The following is an 18,087-nucleotide window of genomic DNA, read 5'->3' on the forward strand; positions in this document are numbered from 1 at the left end:
CTTTCCTTTTAAAGTTTTACAATTATAACAAATTATACAAATGAAGCATTCTATAAAACTTTTGACTCTTCTGTTGGCGGTTATTCCTTTTATATCATGTAGCAGTGATAATGGAGGTAGCACAGTTAATGAAACAAATATTACTACTAGTATTGACCATATTTCAGCTTCTGCTTATAGCAAGACTTACAATATTGATGTGACTTGCTCGCGTGGAGAGTGGACTGCTTACGCATCTCCTTCTGATTGGATGACAGTCAGTGTAACTGGTTCTAATTCTAAAACAGGAACTGTTGCTGTTACGGTGAATGACAATACTACTACAGATTCACGTACTGGCGAGATAGTTGTAAAGTCGGGGACTGCTCGTTATACAATTCCTGTGACTCAAGCTGCTCCATTAAAGGCGTCTGTCAACAACTTGGAACTTGTGTCAAAGGGTGAATCAAAGAATGTTGTCATTACAGGAAATGCTAATTGGACAGTTTCGTCTTCTGCTAACTGGCTCACGGCAACGAAGGGTAGTAACGGAGAGCTTACGATAACAGCTGTAGCCAATCAAAATCTGATTTCACGTACAGCAAAAGTGGTCGTTAATGAAGGTGACGGTACTGGTAGTTTGACAATTAATGTATCTCAGGAAAGTGCATCAGATGATAATGTTACAATTCCTGCAGGTTATAAGCTGGTTTGGCATGATGAATTTAATGATGGTACGACGTTGAATAATGATTGGACTCATGAATCACAGCCATCTGGTTGGGTAAACAATGAATTACAGAACTATATAAATAGCAATAGCGTTACAAATCTTTCAGACGGTAAGTTGAATATAAATTGCTATAAGGGTAGCGACGGAAAGATATATTCCGGTCGAGTATATGCAAACGTTAGTACAGGTTGGAAGTATGGATATTTTGAGGCTAGGATAAAATTGCCGAAAGGTAAAGGTACATGGCCTGCTTTTTGGATGATGCCTTCTAACAATAATTTTACTACAAATCCTTGGCCTGGATGTGGAGAAATAGATATTATGGAAGAAGTAGGAGTTGATGCAAATATTGTTTCTTCAACTATACATTGCACAAAATACAACAATAATAATACCGCTATTGAGCATGCAAGCAAACTTGTAGATACTGCAGAATCAGAATATCATGTATATGGTTGTGAATGGACTCCAGAATTTATTAGTTTTATGGTTGATGGTGTCCAGATATTGAAATACAATAATGATGGTACTAAAGAGGGATGGCCTTTCAATACAGAATTTTATCCAATATTAAATCTCGCTTGGGGTGGTGCCTGGGGTGGCTATAAAGGTGTTGATGAAACAGCTTTGCCAACAACAATGAAAGTTGATTATTTGCGTGTATTTCAAAAGTAATAAATGCTTATTAGAATATGAATAAGAAAACAATAATAATTCTGGCTATGTCTCTTCTTGCAATAAATGTGAGAGCACAGACCGACCAGATGAATAAGTTCATTGATGGCTTGATGTCAAAAATGACTTTACGTGAAAAAATAGGTCAGTTGAATCTTATGGTTGCAGGTGACATCACTACAGGTGGTGCGATGGACACCAAGGTTGGCAGTGGAGTCGCTGATGGTTCTATCGGTGGTGTGTTTAATGTTAAGGGAGTGGATAAGATTCGCACCCTTCAGGATATAGCTGTTAAGAAGACAAAACATGGTATTCCACTTATTGTAGGAATGGATGTTGTTCACGGATATGAAACAATTTTTCCTATTCCGCTTGCTCTTTCTGCTAGTTGGGATCTTCAGGCTATTGAGCGGTGTGCCCAAATTTCAGCTATGGAAGCAAGTGCTGATGGCATAAATTGGACATATTCTCCAATGGTAGATATTGCTCTCGACCAACGTTGGGGCCGTGTTTCTGAGGGTGCTGGCGAAGATCCATATCTAGGTTCTCGTATTGCAGAAACGATGGTTCGTGGATATCAGGGCGATTATAGCAAGAACTATAACATGATGGCTTGCCTTAAACACTTTGCTCTTTATGGAGCTGTGGAGTCAGGCAAAGAATATAATACTGTTGACATGAGTAAGGTTCGCATGTATAATCAGTATTTGCCTCCATACAAGGCTGCCGTTGAGGCTGGAGTAGGTAGTGTGATGTCGTCTTTTAATCTTATCGATGGTATTCCTGCTACAGCAAGCAGTTGGTTGCTCAATGACGTGTTGCGCAAGCAGTGGAAGTTTAATGGTTTTGTTGTTACCGATTATGGTTCTATTGGTGAAATGGAAGCTCATGGTTTAGGTGATTTGAAGAGCAATTCAGCCATGGCTCTCAAGGCTGGCACTGATATGGATATGTGTTCACAAGGGTTTATAAAAACATTGGAACAAAGCGTGAATGATGGTTCCGTTTCTGTTTCAGATGTTGATACTGCATGTCGCAGAGTCCTTGAGGCAAAATATAAACTTGGTTTGTTTCAAGATCCATATAAATATTTGGATAGCAAGCGTAGAAAGAAAGAAATCTTTACTCAACAGAATAGAGATGAAGCTAGAAAAATTGCAGCTGAGACTTTTGTGTTGTTGAAAAATAAAGATAATGTTCTTCCACTCAAGCACAGCCAGAAAGTCGCACTTGTTGGTCCGCTTGCAGATTCACGTATTAATATGGCTGGAACGTGGTGCGTAGCTTATACTCCTGATAGGTATAGCACATTGCGTGAAATCATGAAACCTGATTATTATGCACAGGGTTCTAATGTGTATGCTGATGAGGCTACACAGAAAGCTGGTGAATTTGGTAAATCAATAAAGCGTGTTAATGATGCCGCAGCTTTGAAAGAGGCTCTCGAAGCGGCAAAGAATGCTGATGTTATTGTAGCTGCGCTTGGTGAAACAGCGGAGATGAGTGGTGAATGTGCCAGCAGAACTGATTTGTCTTTGCCAGACGTTCAGAAGAATTTACTTAAACAACTTGTTGCTACAGGTAAACCTGTTGTCTTACTAAATTTCTCTGGGCGTGCAACAGAAATGAAATGGGAGAGTGAGAATGTTAATGCAATAATGAACGTATGGTTTGGAGGGTCTGAAACTGCAAGTGCAATATGCGATGTGTTATATGGTGATGTTAATCCTAGCGGAAAACTCACCGTAAGTATGCCACAGGCTACGGGACAGGAACCTCTGTATTATAATCATCTACCAACAGGTCGCCCTGTAGCGGAGAACACAAAGAACTTTGCAAAATATGCAAGCAATTATCTTGATGTTCGCAATGATGCTCTATATCCATTCGGATATGGTTTGAGTTATACTACCTTTTCATACAGTGATATTCGTTTAAGTTCAAGCGAAATGACACGTGACGGAAGTATTAAGGCTACTGTTACAGTTACCAACACTGGCAACAGAGATGGTGATGAAATAGTACAATTATATATACATGACAAGGTGGCGAGTATCTCTCGCCCAGTCAGAGAACTTAAAGGTTTTAAGAGAATACATCTTAAGGCTGGTGAAAGTAAAGAGGTTAGTTTTGATATTACTTCTGATTTGCTAAAATTCTATGATGTAAATCTCAAAGAAGTATTAGAACCAGGGCAGTTTGACTTGATGATTGGTACAAGCAGTTTGAATAATAAGAGTACATTATTTACGGTTAATTAGATTGATTGATCCCATCTTGACAATTGTCTTGATGGGATTTTTATGTGCAATATTTTGTATTTGCTAATAAAAAGGCTATCTTTGCAATATTAATTTGCATCAAGCGTGACATGAAAACATTTTTCCATGAGAAAGAATATTTTATCATTAATCCTGTTTTTTATATGCATAAATGCATTTTCGCAATCTCATAATCTGGATTCTATATATAGTTGTCTAGATAATGAGATTATACATGCAAATAAATATGTAGCCAAAAAGAAAGCTGTTATAAACATATTAAAAAGGCAGTTGGAAAAAGCGAGTGATAACACGTTGAAATATGCTGTCTGTTATCAGCTTTATGAAGAATACAAACCATTTGAAAACAAAATGGCTATGTATTATTTGGAAAGATGCCGCCATATTGCTGTATTAATTAATAATAGAAATAATGTAAATGAATGTTTGGCAAGACTTTCTCTCTGCTGTTCAAATACAGGTCTGTATGATGAAGCTGAAAAATTTTTATTGCAGATAAATGTTGATGAGTTGAGTAAAAGTGGACTCGTTGTGTATTATCAGGCACAGTATATGCTGAATAATCAATTAGCATATTATACGAGTGTGGAATCCATGAAACCAATATATAATAATAAGGCTACAGAATTTCAAAATAAATTGTTGGCATGTCTCCCTATTCATGATAATTATAGGTATCAAGTTTTGGAACTAAAACTTATATCAGAAGGTAGAATGCATGAATCAATGAAACTGAACACTGAATGGCTGCATCATGTTAAGAAAGGGTCTCATAAATATGCTATGATGGCGCTGTTTAGATATTTGGAATATAAAGCTGTTCGTGATACAGCAAACATGATGTATTGGATTGCCGAGTCTGCACTTGCTGATGTACGTAATGGAGTCATGGACCAAGGTTCTATGTGGGAGATTGCAAATCAATTAGAGGAATCAGGAGATATAGAACGTAGCTATCATTATATAACTTTTACTAGCGATTGTGCAAATGTATATGATTCACGCCAGAGAAGATGGCAGATATCGCCTTTGCTTGCAAGAATAGCAAAGAAATATAAAACGGAAAGTGAACATAAGAATAACCAGTTGTTAATGGCTGCTTTATTTTCCGCTCTGCTGGCATTCATGTTTCTTGTTTCTGTATTTTATGTTAATAGCCAGCGTAAGCGACTTGCTTTGACAGGAAGAAAACTAAAGTTTTCGAATGCTCAGTTACATGATATTAATTCAAAACTATCTGAACTAAATAGGCAGTTAGCTTCGAGTATAGCAAAGTTAGGTGAGTCTAATCGTGTGAAAGAGGAGTATATAGGACGATTTATGGGACTTTGCTCGTTGTATGTAGACAAGATAGAGGATTTCCGCAGAATGGTAAATAAGAGGGTGAAGAATAGACAGTTTGAAGAGCTATTTAAGGAAACAAGATCTACCTCATTGAAGGAAAAGGAACTTGATGAATTATATACAAACTTTGATGATGCTTTTCTTCATTTGTTTCCTACTTTTGTTGAGGAATTTAATGCTTTACTTCTTCCAGAGGAGAGAATTATGCTCACTGATGATGGGCACATGCCCGTATCTCTTCGTATCTTTGCATTGATAAGAGTAGGCATCGAGGATAGTTCGAAGATTGCTGAGTTCTTGCATTATTCGGTAAATACAATTTATAATTATAAAGCACGTGTGAAGAATAGTGCTATTAGTGACCGTGAGGATTTTGAAAGAAGGATAAAGAAGCTTGGTGCGCAAAATAATGATTGATATTATGCTATTAATATTCTGCATTATAAATAAAAATTATTAAATTTGCAGCCAAAAATCTGAATAACGTGCATATAGCAATAGCTGGAAACATCGGAAGCGGTAAAACTACACTCACGGAACTGCTGGCAAAGTATTATGGTTGGGCTCCTAAATATGAGGCAGTAGACTATAATCCATATCTTGAGGACTATTATAAAAATATTCCAAGATGGTCGTTTAATATGGAAGTCTTTTTTCTTAAAGAGCGGTTCAAAGATCTGCTCAATATGAAAAAGGAAGCAACCGTCAAAACTACTATTCAGGATAGGTCTATTTATGAAGGCGTATATGTGTTTACGGCTAACAATTACAAGATGGGTAATCTGAATCAGCGTGATTTTGATACCTATATGGAGCTTTTTAATTCCATGACTATGGTTCTAGACTATCCCGACCTAATGATTTATCTTAAATCAAGTGTTCCGCATTTGGTGAAGAATATTCAAAAGCGTGGACGCGACTATGAGCAGAAAATACCTTTGGAGTATCTTGAAAATTTAAATGAACTATACAAGGACTTTATATATAATAAGTATAAAGGAAAACTGCTTGTCGTGGATGTTGACGATATTGATTATCAAAACAACAAAAAAGATTTTGCGGGGATAATAGACAAGATTGACGCAACATTGTTCGGACTGTTTTAATTAATTGAAAATCATTTTATTATGCATATAGCAATAGCTGGAAATATCGGTAGTGGCAAGACTACGCTTACAAAAATGCTTGCCAAGAGATTTGGATGGAATCCTAGATTTGAACCCGTTGATAACAATCCATATCTGGATGATTTCTATGCTGATATGACCAGATGGTCGTTTAATCTTCAGGTGTATTTCCTTAATAAGCGTTTTAAGGAAGTTGTTGAAATATCTAAGAGTGAGGAGACGATCATTCAGGACCGCACTATTTTTGAGGATGCTTGCATATTTGCTCCTAATCTTCATGGTATGGGAATGATGAGCGATCGTGACTTTGCTAACTATTCAGATCTATTCGATCTTATGATTTCGCTTGTAGACTTACCAGATTTAATGATTTATATTCGTTCTAGTATTCCAACTCTTGTTAGTCATATAGAGAAGCGTGGAAGAGATTTTGAGAAGAGCATCCGTATCGATTATCTTACAGGACTTAATAATAGATACGAGAATTGGATAAAGGGTTATAAGGGACACCTGATAATAATAGACGGTGACAATATTGATTTTGAAAACCGTCCGCAGGACTTCCAAACAATCACAGATCAGATAGATGCTGAATTATATGGATTGTTCCCAATAAAGTAGAAAGAAATATTAAATGTAATCAACATGAATAATGCTTGTTACATTTAAATCATTACAAAATAAACAAAGATGGCTAAGAACATTACATACTGAGTTCTTAGCCATTTTTTTTATATCCAGCTAGTAATGATTGTACTATACATATTTGCTGATATGTTTTTTCTTGCAAGGCATTTTACTTAATCCATTGGTAAATTATCTGCTTTTTTTGTTTTTTAGCTACGAAGCTACTGTATATCTGGCAAAGCTTATCAACATAGAGCAGAGGACTATATGCAGTTTGTAGAATTTAGCAACGCCAAGCTACGTAAACTTGTGTTGTTTTAACGATGGGATGTGTTATATAAGTAAATTTTTCAAAGAACCGTTGACTGTATCTGAGGGACTGATGATGTTTAAATAGATACAGTAAACAGAATCAGAATTATCAAGCTTGTTAAACTATTCTGCCGAATTCCGCTGAATTCTCGGCAAAGATACTGCGAAAAATTTGTCCATGCAATCAGATTTAGGTTAGCTTGTTAGCCAAAGTTTTAATTACTGGGTTGCAATACATTGTAATACACGTGCGCATGTATGCGCACACTCTGAGTTTTTCGTAAAAACAAGTGTCGAAGTGTCTATCCATTGAGTCTCAACTTATTAGAACTCTTTTGGGGCGAATTAAGTGTCGGTTATTCGTCGGTAAAATCTGGGTGAAATTTTCCTCATATTGCATTGTGCTTTACGAAGGATTTCGATGCGTTTTGCGATGTTTTGCAATCCGTTTTACGAAGAAATGCATTACGTTTTGCGATGCTTTAGAAGGTAAAACATCGTAGAAACGTCTGCGTTTCTACGTGCAAACGTTTCCGTTTCTATATAGAAACGCATGCAAAACTCGATATTTGACGGTCGGGTCATCGTCACTTTAATTAGTTAAATTCGTCGATAAAATATTGATATTCACTACGTTGACATTTCGACACTTATATTTTTCAAAACCCTTAGTGCGCGCGTATGCACGAACATTATATATGCAGAAATATATCTCAATTATGAATTAAGAGTTAGCGTGACGCTGATGAAATGATATGTTTAATAAAATGGAGTTACCAGATTTATCCGATAACTCCATTTTATTTTATTCTAAAGGCTCAGTCTTTAGTTCGTCTGCATTTCCTGTAACAGGATTAAGAACAATGTGGGTGGTGATTTTTTTTCCGAAGAGTTCACCGCTTATTGATTCCGTGCGACCGAATTGTGCAGCAGATATATCAAAGCTTTTGTATTGTTTGTTACCGTCATACAGTGATAAACGTATACTTCCTGGTAGATTAACGTATACACCACAATCGTCTTTACTCTTCTTGGCATCAAAATTAAGTTTGAGTGGTGGAATACTATGTAGATCCGTGACACTTATGTAAATAGGACGTCCAGATAAATCATCAGAATCAACGAGTCCTAACTTACTAGAGAAACGGAATAAAACCTGCTTGTTTACTTCTTTTTCAGGAATGAAAGTTATAACATTCTCTATTGTATCTTTTACAACAGTACCTTCAAATACTTGCATCAAAGCTTTTTCTTGTTTACTCAGGTTGGCAAGCATAATCTTTAGTTGCTCTCCGTCTTTAGGCATGAAGTCGGCTTCACCACGTGACAATTGATTGCGGCTTTCACGAATATCATAAATGTCCTGTGCTATAAGTTCAGCCATTTTTGCTTTTGAACCAGCAGAAAGAATGTCGGCATTCATGAAATCACGTGGATTCACAGCTGCTGGTTTTGGAGCTGCCTTAAAGTCTTTTACAGCTTCTATCGTTTTAGGTTCTGCATTTATAGCCAGTAGCATACCATTGGCATATTTATTAATGCGAATGATACTGTGCTTTTTATCAACAACAGCTGTATGCTGCTTTGTTGTATCTGGTATGCCGTAGCTATTGCTAGTAGTACTAAGGATGCGATATGCTACCGACGGACTTTCGTCAGTGTTCTGCATCTTCATATATTTCTCGGCATAAACAGCCAGTTCACCTGGAGTATATGAAGTCTTCTCTGTCAGTATTCTGAATTGCACGGCAGTCTTAGGAAGAAAATATGTAGTTCCTTCTACCGGTTGTTGTGCATTGGCGTTAAAAGCCATAGCACATAATATAAAAATAAGTATCTTTTTCATATTAATCATTTATTCTTTTAAATGCCAAAGGCAAATATTTGATAATATCACTTGCTATAAGACATTCTTTCCCTAATTCACGTGCTGCAAGGTCACCTGCCAATCCATGTAGATACATTCCAACGATACAAGCGTCTTTTCTTGAGTAACCTCGTGCTAGAAGACCTGTGATAATTCCTGTCAGTACGTCTCCACTTCCAGCTGTAGCCATTCCCGAATTACCAGTAGGATTGAATATTACGTTTCCATCTGGCAGACAAAGTGCTGAATAGTGTCCCTTTAGTATGATAAAGGCATGAAGCTGTTCTGCCAGTCGTCTTGCTTTAGAAAGTCGTTCATAGCATCCGTTGCTTATATTACCGTCCATACGGTCAAACTCTTTTGGGTGCGGTGTCATAATTATTTCTTGTGGTAACTGCTGCATCCATGCCCTATGACTTCCTAGGATATTAAGAGCATCGGCATCAGCAACTACTGGACATTGAGCACGGCGCAACTGTGCAATAAGGGCAATGGCTGTAGTCTCGTTTTGTCCAATGCCAGGACCTATACCCAATACATCAAAATCATCAGTGTCAACAGGCTCAGAAAATATAGTTTCTTCCTGGTCTAATCCTAATACAGCTTCAGGAATAGAAATCTGCAATATGTCGTAATTACGTTTAGGGGAATGTACCACAACCTTGCCAGCACCTGATCTCAAACATGCTTTTGAAGCAAGTACCGCTGCGCCCGCCATGCCATAACATCCTGCAATAAGAAGAGCTGTTCCCATATTGCCTTTATGAGCAAAGTCGTTACGGTCTTTAATTCTAGAGCGTACATCGTTTTCCTCTAATATGTAGTGTTGACAGCATGTGTTGCCAATATATTCGTGAGACAATCTTATGTCCAGTACTCTTACTTCACCAAGATATTGCTGACAGTCAGCTAAAAGCATACTAAGCTTAAGTTGCTGTAAAGTGAAAGTGATGTTGGCACGTATGATGTTTTGTCTAATGTTGTATGTGTTGTCTTCTGCCATTAATCCAGACGGAAGATCTATGCTTACAACTTTAGACTTGCTTTGATTTATGTATCTTACCAATGATGAAAATCCACCAGCAAGAGGCTTGTTTAATCCGCTTCCGAATAGTCCGTCGATAACCACAGTTTCTGCATCTAACTGAGGAGGATCAAAATTGAGATTGATTTCATTAAAAGCCTTTATATGCTTACATTCTACAATTTTTTTCTTATTGTTTTCGCAATCGTCAGACAAATGGTTGTGTATATTAAAAAGATAAACGCTCACCTGATATCCGCTTTCTGCCATCATGCGTGCTACGGCAAGTGCATCACCGCCATTATTACCTGGACCAGCGAATACCACAAACGGTGTTTTTGTAGTCCAAATATTTGTGATAGCGTGCGTCAAAGCCTTAGCAGCTCTCTCCATAAGGTCGATAGAGGAAATAGGCTCGTGCTCTATAGTATAATTGTCCAACTCATGTATTTGAGTACTATTAAATATCTTCATAATGCTGCAAAAATACAAAATTAATGCTAATCGGTAGGTATAGTTCCACATATTTTTAGTAATTTTGCAACAAAATATTTTAATTCGCACTATGGACTTTGTTAAAATCAAGGATAAAACGTTTAAAACGTTTATTCCTGAATCAGAGATTCAGCAACGTGTTAAGGTTGTTGCTGATAAGATCAACAAGGATATGGATGGTAAAAACCCACTCTTGCTGGCAGTATTGAACGGTTCGTTTATATTTGCGGCAGATTTGATTCGCAATATCACCATCCCTTGTGAGATTTCTTTCGTGAAACTGGCATCTTATCAGGGTACCACTTCTACAGGTAAAATTAAAGAAGTTATAGGTCTTAATGAGGACCTTGCTGGAAGAACAGTTGTTATTGTTGAGGATATTGTTGATACAGGTTTCACAATGAAGAATATGATTGAGAGCTTGGGTACACGTAACCCTGAGACTATTCATATCTGTACTCTTCTGTTTAAACCAGGAAAGCTTCAGGTGCCTTTGAATATAGAATATGCCGCAATGGAAATCCCTAACGACTTTATTGTTGGATATGGTTTGGATTATGACCAGCAAGGTCGCCAGTTAAGGGATATCTATACTGTTTGTGACGAAATAGAGACAGCGAAATAAATTATAATAATTAAGAAACAAATGAAGAATATTGTTATTTTCGGAGCTCCAGGTGCCGGTAAGGGTACTCAGAGTGACAAAATTATTGAGAAGTATGGTCTTGGACACATCTCAACAGGTGACGTGCTTCGTAACGAAATCAAGAATGGTACAGAACTTGGCAAGACAGCTAAGGGATTTATTGACAACGGTCAGCTCATTCCTGATGAATTGATGGTTAATATCCTTGCAAGTGTTTATGATTCATTCGGAACAGACCATAAGGGTGTAATTTTTGATGGTTTCCCACGCACAACTCCACAGGCAGAAGCTTTGAAGAAAATGCTTTCAGATCGTGGTCACAAAATTGCTGCAATGATAGAACTTGATGTTCCTGAGGAGGAACTTATGGCTCGTCTTATCAACCGTGGTAAAGAAAGTGGACGTAGTGATGATAACGAAGAGACAATAAAGAAGCGTCTAAACGTTTATCATACACAGACTTCTCCACTAATCGACTGGTATGAGAAGGAAGGTGTGCACTATCATGTAAAAGGTTTCGGAACTTTAGAAGAAATTTCCGGACGTGTTTTTGATGTTATTGATAACCTTTCTGATTAATCTAATAAAATAAATAATGGCTGAATCCAACTTCGTTGACTACGTTAAGATTTATTGCCGCTCTGGTAAGGGCGGAAGAGGCTCCATGCACTTGCGTCATGTGAAATACCAATATAACGGCGGTCCTGACGGCGGTGATGGAGGACATGGCGGAAGCGTATATTTAAGAGCTAATCATAATTACTGGACATTGCTTCACTTGAAGTATCAGCGCCACGTGGCTGCTGAACATGGAGGCAATGGCAGTAGAGATAAATGTCACGGTACTGATGGTAAGGACTTCTATATTGATGTGCCTTGCGGTACCGTGGTATATAATGCCGAAACAGGTAAGTATGTCTGTGATGTGACTTATGATGGACAGGAAGTGCTCTTGTTGAAAGGTGGTCGTGGTGGACTTGGTAATTTCCAGTTCCGTACGTCTACTAATCAAGCTCCACGATATGCACAGCCTGGAGAACCAATGGAGGAGATGAATATCATCCTTGAATTGAAACTTCTTGCTGATGTAGGTCTTGTAGGATTGCCAAATGCTGGTAAATCTACTTTGCTGTCTTCATTATCAAGTGCTCGTCCAAAAATTGCTAATTATCCTTTCACTACGTTGGAACCTTCTTTGGGTATTGTCGCATATCGTGATAATAAGTCGTTTGTGATGGCTGATATCCCTGGTATTATCGAGGGTGCAAGTGAAGGTAAGGGACTTGGACTTAGATTCCTCAGACATATTGAGCGCAACTCTCTGTTCCTGTTTATGGTTCCTGGTGATACTGAAGACATTAAGCACGAATACGAAGTGTTGCTTAATGAACTTAAAAAGTTCAATCCTGATATGCTTGACAAACACCGCGTTTTGGCTGTTACCAAGTGTGACTTGCTTGATGAAGAACTTATAGAGATGCTGAAAGAAACTTTACCAGATTCACTTCCGGTAGTGTTTATTTCTTCTGTCACTGGATTTGGACTAAATGAGCTTAAGGACGTATTGTGGCGTGAACTCAATAGTGAAAGCAATAAGTTGCAGGAAATAGTATCAGAAGATTCTCTTGTGCATCGTGATAAAGATATGGCCGTATTTGCTGAAGAAATTCATGCAGAAGGTGCAGATGAGGAAGACTTAGAGTTTGTTGATGATGATGATATCGAAGATCTTGATGACTTCGAATATGATGAAGATAAAGATGTGGAATGATTAAGCCTGTATTGAAATATTATGATATTGCCGATTGTGTCAAAGCTTTCAGTTCTACCCGTAAGGGTGGGGTGAGTGATGGTACTTTCGGTGAGTTTAATATTAATGGTTTCTGTGGTGACGATGATTCGTGCATTGCAGAAAACAAAAAGGCTTTGGCTGCAGAACTTAGTATCGGTGTTGATAATATAATAATGCCTCACCAGATTCATAGAATTGAATGTCGCACTATTGCTCCTGAGTTTTTTAGTATGCCTGAAAGTATTCGCAAGATGCTCCTTGAAGGAGTGGATTGCGTGCTTACTGATATTAAAAACTTGTGTATCGGAGTTTCTACAGCTGATTGTATTCCGGTTCTTCTTTATGATGACGAACACCATGCCATAGCTGCAGTGCATGCAGGTTGGCGTGGAACTCTCAATCGCATAGCGCATCGTGCTATAGTCGAAATGTGCAATGCGTATAAATCTAATCCGTCACGCATAAAAGCCGTGATAGGACCTGGTATATCTATGGAAAACTTTGAAGTAGGTGATGAAGTCTATCAACAGTTTGAAGCTGTTGGATTCAATATGCCACTCATTTCCAAGAAGTACGAAAAATGGCATATTAACCTTCCTGAATGTAATCATATTCAGTTAAGGGAAGCAGGACTGAAAGATGAAAATATCTTGATGTCGGGGATATGTACTTTCTCTCGCTCCGAGGATTATTTCTCAGCCCGCAAGCTTGGACAGCATTCGGGAAGAATATTCTCTGGAATAATGATCTCTGAATAGCCGGTTGTGTCAATCCGCTTTCAGACAGCTACTACTATTTTTACATTTAACCTTTGATGAATCTTTATGAATTTCAATTTGAAACACTTTTTGCTGGGCGTTTCTCTTATAGTGACTATGTCTGCTATGACCCCGGCAAAAAAAACTTTCTCTGCTGCTGAACAGCAACAGATTGCTATTCCTACGTCAGGACTTTTTGACCATTCTAATGCTTTTAGCATCGATTTTAGTGCTATTGAAAGCAATAACTATTTCTTTCCGTTGCCAGTTGGTAAGGTGAAAGTGGTTGATGACAATCAGGCTCTTGAAATTTCTACTTCTACTGGTGATGCCGTTAAGGCAATGTTTGCTGGTGTTGTTCGCTTATCACGAAACGTAAATGGTTATGGAAATGTTGTTGTTGTAAGACATGACAATGGCATAGAAACGGTTTATGCTAATAATGCTCAGAATTTGGTTAATGTTGGACAGCGTGTAAAGGCTGGTCAGACTGTGGCTATTGTCGGCTCTGATGCAGGACGTACATATTGCAAGTTCAGTTTGATGATTAATGGTGGACGAGTTAACCCTAAGACCTTCATTGATTTGAATAGTCATATATTGCGCAAGCAGACTATCTTGTGCAAGAAAAATGGAAATTATGTAGATGTGTCTGTTGTTGATAATTCTGAAAAACAGGCAAAGGATATTAAGGATATAACTCTTTCTAGTAACGAAGATAAGATTGATTTGACTGGTTTACCTAAATCAGAATGGTCTTATCCATTGCCTGGAAGTCATGTGATAAGTCCTTTCGGTGGTGCTCGTCATCATCCAGGTATTGACTTAAAGACACGCCCCAATGATAATATCTGTGCCACTTTCGACGGAGTTGTGACGATGTCTGGTACTTATTTTGGTTATGGCAATTGTATTAAAATAAAACATAACAACGGTTTCGAAACATTATATGGTCACCAATCTCGTAATTTAGTGAAGAGCGGTGATAAAGTAAAGGCTGGACAAATCATAGGACTTACAGGCAGAACGGGACATGCTACTACTGAGCATTTGCATTTTGAGTTATTCTTCAAGGGGCATAGATTAAATCCTTCTGACGTATTTGATAATGCTAATAAGTCATTACAACAAATAACGCTTTCCTGTAAAAATGGTGTTGTAAAGACTCAGCGCAATTACTTCGCCAAAAAATAAATCAATCAACCAAATAACTCTGATTGATTATAACGATTAATAAAAAAGCCCCCTTAATAAAAGGGAGCTTTTCTTATTTCTACTTGTGTCTTGAGGATCTTTGTTCGCGGTATTTCGCCTTTTGGCGGGCGCTTCCTGAACCATGAGCACCTGTAATGTACTTTTTCTTTTTGGCTTTAGTCTTTACTTTCTCTTCTTTTGGTTCACCACTAGAAGGTTTTTTAAAGACTATTCCCAACTCGATAATTTCGTCGATATCACTCATATATTTATTTTAATGATGGAATAAGCGTACTCCAGTGAACGACATTGTTATGCCATACTTATCGCATGTATCAATAACATTGTCATCACGTATAGAGCCACCTGCTTGTGCGATATATTCTACACCGCTCTTGTGGGCGCGCTCTATGTTATCTCCAAATGGGAAGAATGCATCGCTACCAAGTGACACTTTAGTGTTTTTGGCAATCCAAGCTTTCTTTTCTTCCATTGTGAAAACTTCTGGTTTTTCTGTAAAGAACATCTGCCATGTTCCGTCACGAAGAACGTCATCATAGTCTTCGCTGATATATACGTCTATTGTATTATCACGGTCGGCACGGCGAATACCTTCTTTAAAAGGAAGATTCATAACCTTTGGTGCTTGACGTAACCACCATGTATCAGCTTTGCTTCCTGCAAGGCGAGTACAGTGTATACGACTTTGCTGGCCGGCTCCGATGCCGATAGCTTGACCGTCTTTTACATAACATACAGAATTACTCTGTGTGTATTTAAGTGTTATAAGCGCAATGATTAAATCGCGCTGTGCCTCTTCAGTGAAAGTCTTGTTCTTTGTCGGAATGTTCTCAAATAGTTTTGGATCATCCAATTTTATCTCGTTACGTCCTTGCTCAAAAGTTATTCCGAATACTTGCTTACGTTCTATTGGAGTTGGTTTGTATTCTGGATCAATCTTTATAACGTTGTATGTGCCTTTGCGCTTATCCTTCAAAATCTCGATTGCTTCAGGAGTGTAATCTGGTGCTATAACACCGTCGCTTACTTCTCGTTTCAATAGAGTAGCTGTCGCTGCGTCGCATGTATCGCTCAGTGCAACGAAGTCTCCGTATGAACACATACGGTCAGCGCCGCGTGCACGTGCGTATGCGCATGCCAATGGTGTAAGAGGAATCTTTACGTCGTCAACGAAATAAATTTTCTTCAATGTATCGCTGAGAGGCAAACCGATAGCTGCTCCTGCTGGTGATACATGTTTGAAACTTGCTGCTGCTGGCAGACCTGTAGCTTCTTTCAGCTCTTTTACTAATTGCCAACTGTTTAGTGCATCAAGGAAATTGATGTAGCCAGGGCGACCGTTAATGACTTCGATTGGTAATTCACCTTCTTCCATATATATTCTGGAAGGTTTCTGGTTGGGATTACATCCGTACTTTAAAGCTAATTCTTTCATTCTTGAGGGTTAATTAAACTTTTTGCAAAGATAATAATATTTTTTTTATTACCTTTGCAACTTAGAAATTATTTCGTTAGGTTATGAAACGTAAAATTGGTTTCCTGCTTAAGGAAGTGGGAACAAAACTTGTAGAGAAAGCGAAGATTGGTAATGACTTTGAGAAGATGTCACTCTTTTTCTCTCAGCATCACATCAATCTCAAATCATCTTCGTTGAAGAAGATTTGGCATTATCTTTATGGTGCCGAAAAACCTTCTCATGATACTCTTGATAGACTGGCACTGTTTGCCGGATTTCAGGATTGGGAAAGTTTAAAGGATACTTTTATGGATGATGAGAAGAAAACAAAAACTAAGAAATAAAAAAGAGGTTATGCTTTGTGCATGACCTCTTTTTATTTCTTTTCTGAAGATCCTTAGGATTATGCTCCCTTAACAGTTCTCTTCTCTGCAATACGAGCTTTCTTACCTGTAAGCTTACGAAGATAGTACAACTTAGCGCGACGAACTTTACCACGCTTGTTAACTTCGATTGAATCGATGCTTGGTGACTCAAGAGGGAAGATACGCTCTACACCTATTGTTCCTGACATCTTACGAACTGTGAAACGTTTTTTCTCACCATGACCTGAAATCTTGATTACAACACCACGGTAGAGCTGGATACGCTCTTTTGAACCCTCGATAATTTTGTAAGCGACTGTGATTGTGTCACCAGAGTTGAACTTTGGTAACTCTTTGCCGGTTGCAAATGCTTCTTCAGCAACTTTAATTAAATTCATTTCTTATAATTAAATATGTTTATCGTCCAACGCAACTTAGCATGCAACACTTCTGCAGCCAGCGGTTTCGCCGAAAAGCTGTGCAAAGTTACAAAAAAGCTCAGACTTACCGTTGCTATCTATGAAGTTTTTTCTGAATTTAACAATATTTCTTCTTTTTCTCATACAAAATAACTACCTTTGTAACAGTTAATTACAAACTTATGTACAAGAAATCATTACTTTTTTTTATTGTTCCTGCTGTGTTGGGGGCGTCTTCTTGTAGGCAACACTATGAGTTGACCGACATTAATCGTAGTCGTATTTTAGTTGATAGTTGCTATGATGTTTCTCCTGATAAGGAGGCTCAGGCTTTTCTTGCTCCTTACCAACATAAGGTGGATAGCATAATGAGTCCTGTTGTGGGTGAAACGGCAGAATATCTTTCTTCACACAAGCCAGAGAGTCCGCTATCTAATCTTCTTGCTGATATTTTATTGTGGGGTGGTAACGGATTTAATGAAAAGGTTGACTTTGCTTTATACAATGTCGGTGGTATAAGAGCTGCTTTTGCAAAGGGCACTGTTACTTATGGCGATGTTGTTGATGTTGCCCCTTTTGAGAATAAGATTTGTTTCTTGTCTCTTACAGGTTCTAAAGTTCGAGAACTTTTTAGCGATGTAGCTAAGTTGGGTGGAGAAGGCTTAAGCCACGGTGTAAATTTGGTTATTACAAAAGATGGTCAATTGCTTGAGGCTACTATTAATGGCAAACCAGTAGATGATAATCAATCTTATCGTGTTGCTACTCTTGATTATCTTGCTCAAGGCAATGATGGTCTTGATGCTTTCAAGTCAGGAACAGCTGTTGTCTCTCCAAAGGGAAATGATAATAATGTGAGATTTATAATTATGAATTATTTCCGTGATAAGATGGCTCATGGTATTGCTGTCGATTCTAAAGTCGAGGGCAGAGTTATTGTAAAATAGTGTTTGATTGATAAAAATGAATTA

Annotated in this window: 17 protein-coding genes; 12 read left to right on the top strand and 5 right to left on the bottom strand. The window is 38.0% G+C overall.

What is annotated here, in order from left to right:
• The first annotated feature begins 40 nt into the window (after positions 1-40).
• The 5 genes from HEQ28_RS12750 (at position 41) to HEQ28_RS12770 (ending at position 6,761) form a co-directional block, all read left to right on the top strand.
• Positions 41-1,387, top strand: a complete 1,347-nt coding sequence (locus tag HEQ28_RS12750; protein ID WP_434502998.1) for a family 16 glycosylhydrolase — start codon at positions 41-43, stop codon at positions 1,385-1,387.
• A 17-nt stretch (positions 1,388-1,404) separates the two neighbouring features.
• The gene (bglX, locus tag HEQ28_RS12755) at positions 1,405-3,648 is read left to right on the top strand and encodes a beta-glucosidase BglX (protein ID WP_434503000.1); all 2,244 of its coding nucleotides are present in this window, start codon (positions 1,405-1,407) and stop codon (positions 3,646-3,648) included.
• A gap of 126 nt (positions 3,649-3,774) precedes the next feature.
• On the top strand, positions 3,775-5,430 hold the full coding sequence (locus HEQ28_RS12760) for a DUF6377 domain-containing protein (RefSeq protein WP_434503001.1): 1,656 nt from the start codon (positions 3,775-3,777) through the stop codon (positions 5,428-5,430).
• A gap of 68 nt (positions 5,431-5,498) precedes the next feature.
• Complete coding sequence (locus HEQ28_RS12765; protein ID WP_434503003.1) at positions 5,499-6,119, top strand: deoxynucleoside kinase; 621 nt, start codon at positions 5,499-5,501, stop codon at positions 6,117-6,119.
• Between the two features lie 21 nt (positions 6,120-6,140).
• On the top strand, positions 6,141-6,761 hold the full coding sequence (locus HEQ28_RS12770) for a deoxynucleoside kinase (protein WP_434503005.1): 621 nt from the start codon (positions 6,141-6,143) through the stop codon (positions 6,759-6,761).
• Between the two features lie 1,123 nt (positions 6,762-7,884).
• On the opposite strand, the gene HEQ28_RS12775 is transcribed toward HEQ28_RS12770, so the two are convergent.
• Positions 7,885-8,925: a DUF4831 family protein gene (locus HEQ28_RS12775; protein WP_434503007.1), complete on the bottom strand. Its 1,041-nt coding sequence runs from the start codon at positions 8,923-8,925 to the stop codon at positions 7,885-7,887.
• A 1-nt stretch (position 8,926) separates the two neighbouring features.
• The gene (locus tag HEQ28_RS12780) at positions 8,927-10,444 is read right to left on the bottom strand and encodes an NAD(P)H-hydrate dehydratase (protein ID WP_434503009.1); all 1,518 of its coding nucleotides are present in this window, start codon (positions 10,442-10,444) and stop codon (positions 8,927-8,929) included.
• Between the two features lie 91 nt (positions 10,445-10,535).
• Between HEQ28_RS12780 and hpt the strand changes: the two genes are divergently transcribed.
• The 5 genes from hpt (at position 10,536) to HEQ28_RS12805 (ending at position 14,855) form a co-directional block, all read left to right on the top strand.
• The gene (gene hpt, locus HEQ28_RS12785; protein ID WP_434503011.1) at positions 10,536-11,090 is read left to right on the top strand and encodes a hypoxanthine phosphoribosyltransferase; all 555 of its coding nucleotides are present in this window, start codon (positions 10,536-10,538) and stop codon (positions 11,088-11,090) included.
• Positions 11,091-11,111: 21 nt separating this feature from the next.
• Complete coding sequence (locus HEQ28_RS12790) at positions 11,112-11,690, top strand: adenylate kinase (protein WP_434503013.1); 579 nt, start codon at positions 11,112-11,114, stop codon at positions 11,688-11,690.
• A 16-nt stretch (positions 11,691-11,706) separates the two neighbouring features.
• A complete protein-coding gene (gene obgE / locus HEQ28_RS12795) occupies positions 11,707-12,882 on the top strand; it encodes a GTPase ObgE (protein ID WP_434503015.1) in 1,176 nt (391 codons plus the stop codon).
• On the top strand, positions 12,879-13,661 hold the full coding sequence (gene pgeF, locus HEQ28_RS12800; RefSeq protein ID WP_434503017.1) for a peptidoglycan editing factor PgeF: 783 nt from the start codon (positions 12,879-12,881) through the stop codon (positions 13,659-13,661). The genes obgE and pgeF overlap by 4 nt, the downstream gene beginning before the upstream one ends.
• 66 nt (positions 13,662-13,727) lie before the next feature.
• Positions 13,728-14,855, top strand: coding sequence for a M23 family metallopeptidase (locus HEQ28_RS12805; RefSeq protein WP_434503019.1), 1,128 nt, complete (start codon positions 13,728-13,730; stop codon positions 14,853-14,855).
• 79 nt (positions 14,856-14,934) lie between these two features.
• On the opposite strand, the gene HEQ28_RS12810 is transcribed toward HEQ28_RS12805, so the two are convergent.
• Positions 14,935-15,120, bottom strand: coding sequence for a hypothetical protein (locus HEQ28_RS12810; RefSeq protein WP_434503021.1), 186 nt, complete (start codon positions 15,118-15,120; stop codon positions 14,935-14,937).
• A gap of 9 nt (positions 15,121-15,129) precedes the next feature.
• Positions 15,130-16,311, bottom strand: coding sequence for a phosphoribosylaminoimidazolecarboxamide formyltransferase (locus HEQ28_RS12815; RefSeq protein ID WP_434503023.1), 1,182 nt, complete (start codon positions 16,309-16,311; stop codon positions 15,130-15,132).
• A gap of 83 nt (positions 16,312-16,394) precedes the next feature.
• On the opposite strand from HEQ28_RS12815, the gene HEQ28_RS12820 reads away from it, so the two are divergent.
• Entirely contained in the window at positions 16,395-16,676 is a 282-nt protein-coding gene (locus HEQ28_RS12820) for a hypothetical protein (protein WP_434503025.1), read from the top strand.
• A gap of 59 nt (positions 16,677-16,735) precedes the next feature.
• Here the strand turns inward: HEQ28_RS12820 and rplS are convergent, their stop codons facing one another.
• Entirely contained in the window at positions 16,736-17,095 is a 360-nt protein-coding gene (rplS, locus tag HEQ28_RS12825; RefSeq protein ID WP_434503027.1) for a 50S ribosomal protein L19, read from the bottom strand.
• A gap of 203 nt (positions 17,096-17,298) precedes the next feature.
• Here rplS and HEQ28_RS12830 point away from each other — a divergent pair, with 203 nt between their 5' ends.
• Entirely contained in the window at positions 17,299-18,063 is a 765-nt protein-coding gene (locus HEQ28_RS12830) for a 5'-nucleotidase C-terminal domain-containing protein (RefSeq protein ID WP_434503028.1), read from the top strand.
• Positions 18,064-18,087 lie beyond the last annotated feature (24 nt).

The sequence above is a fragment of the Prevotella sp. genome, assembly GCF_051059605.1.
Lineage (GTDB): Bacteria > Bacteroidota > Bacteroidia > Bacteroidales > Bacteroidaceae > Prevotella.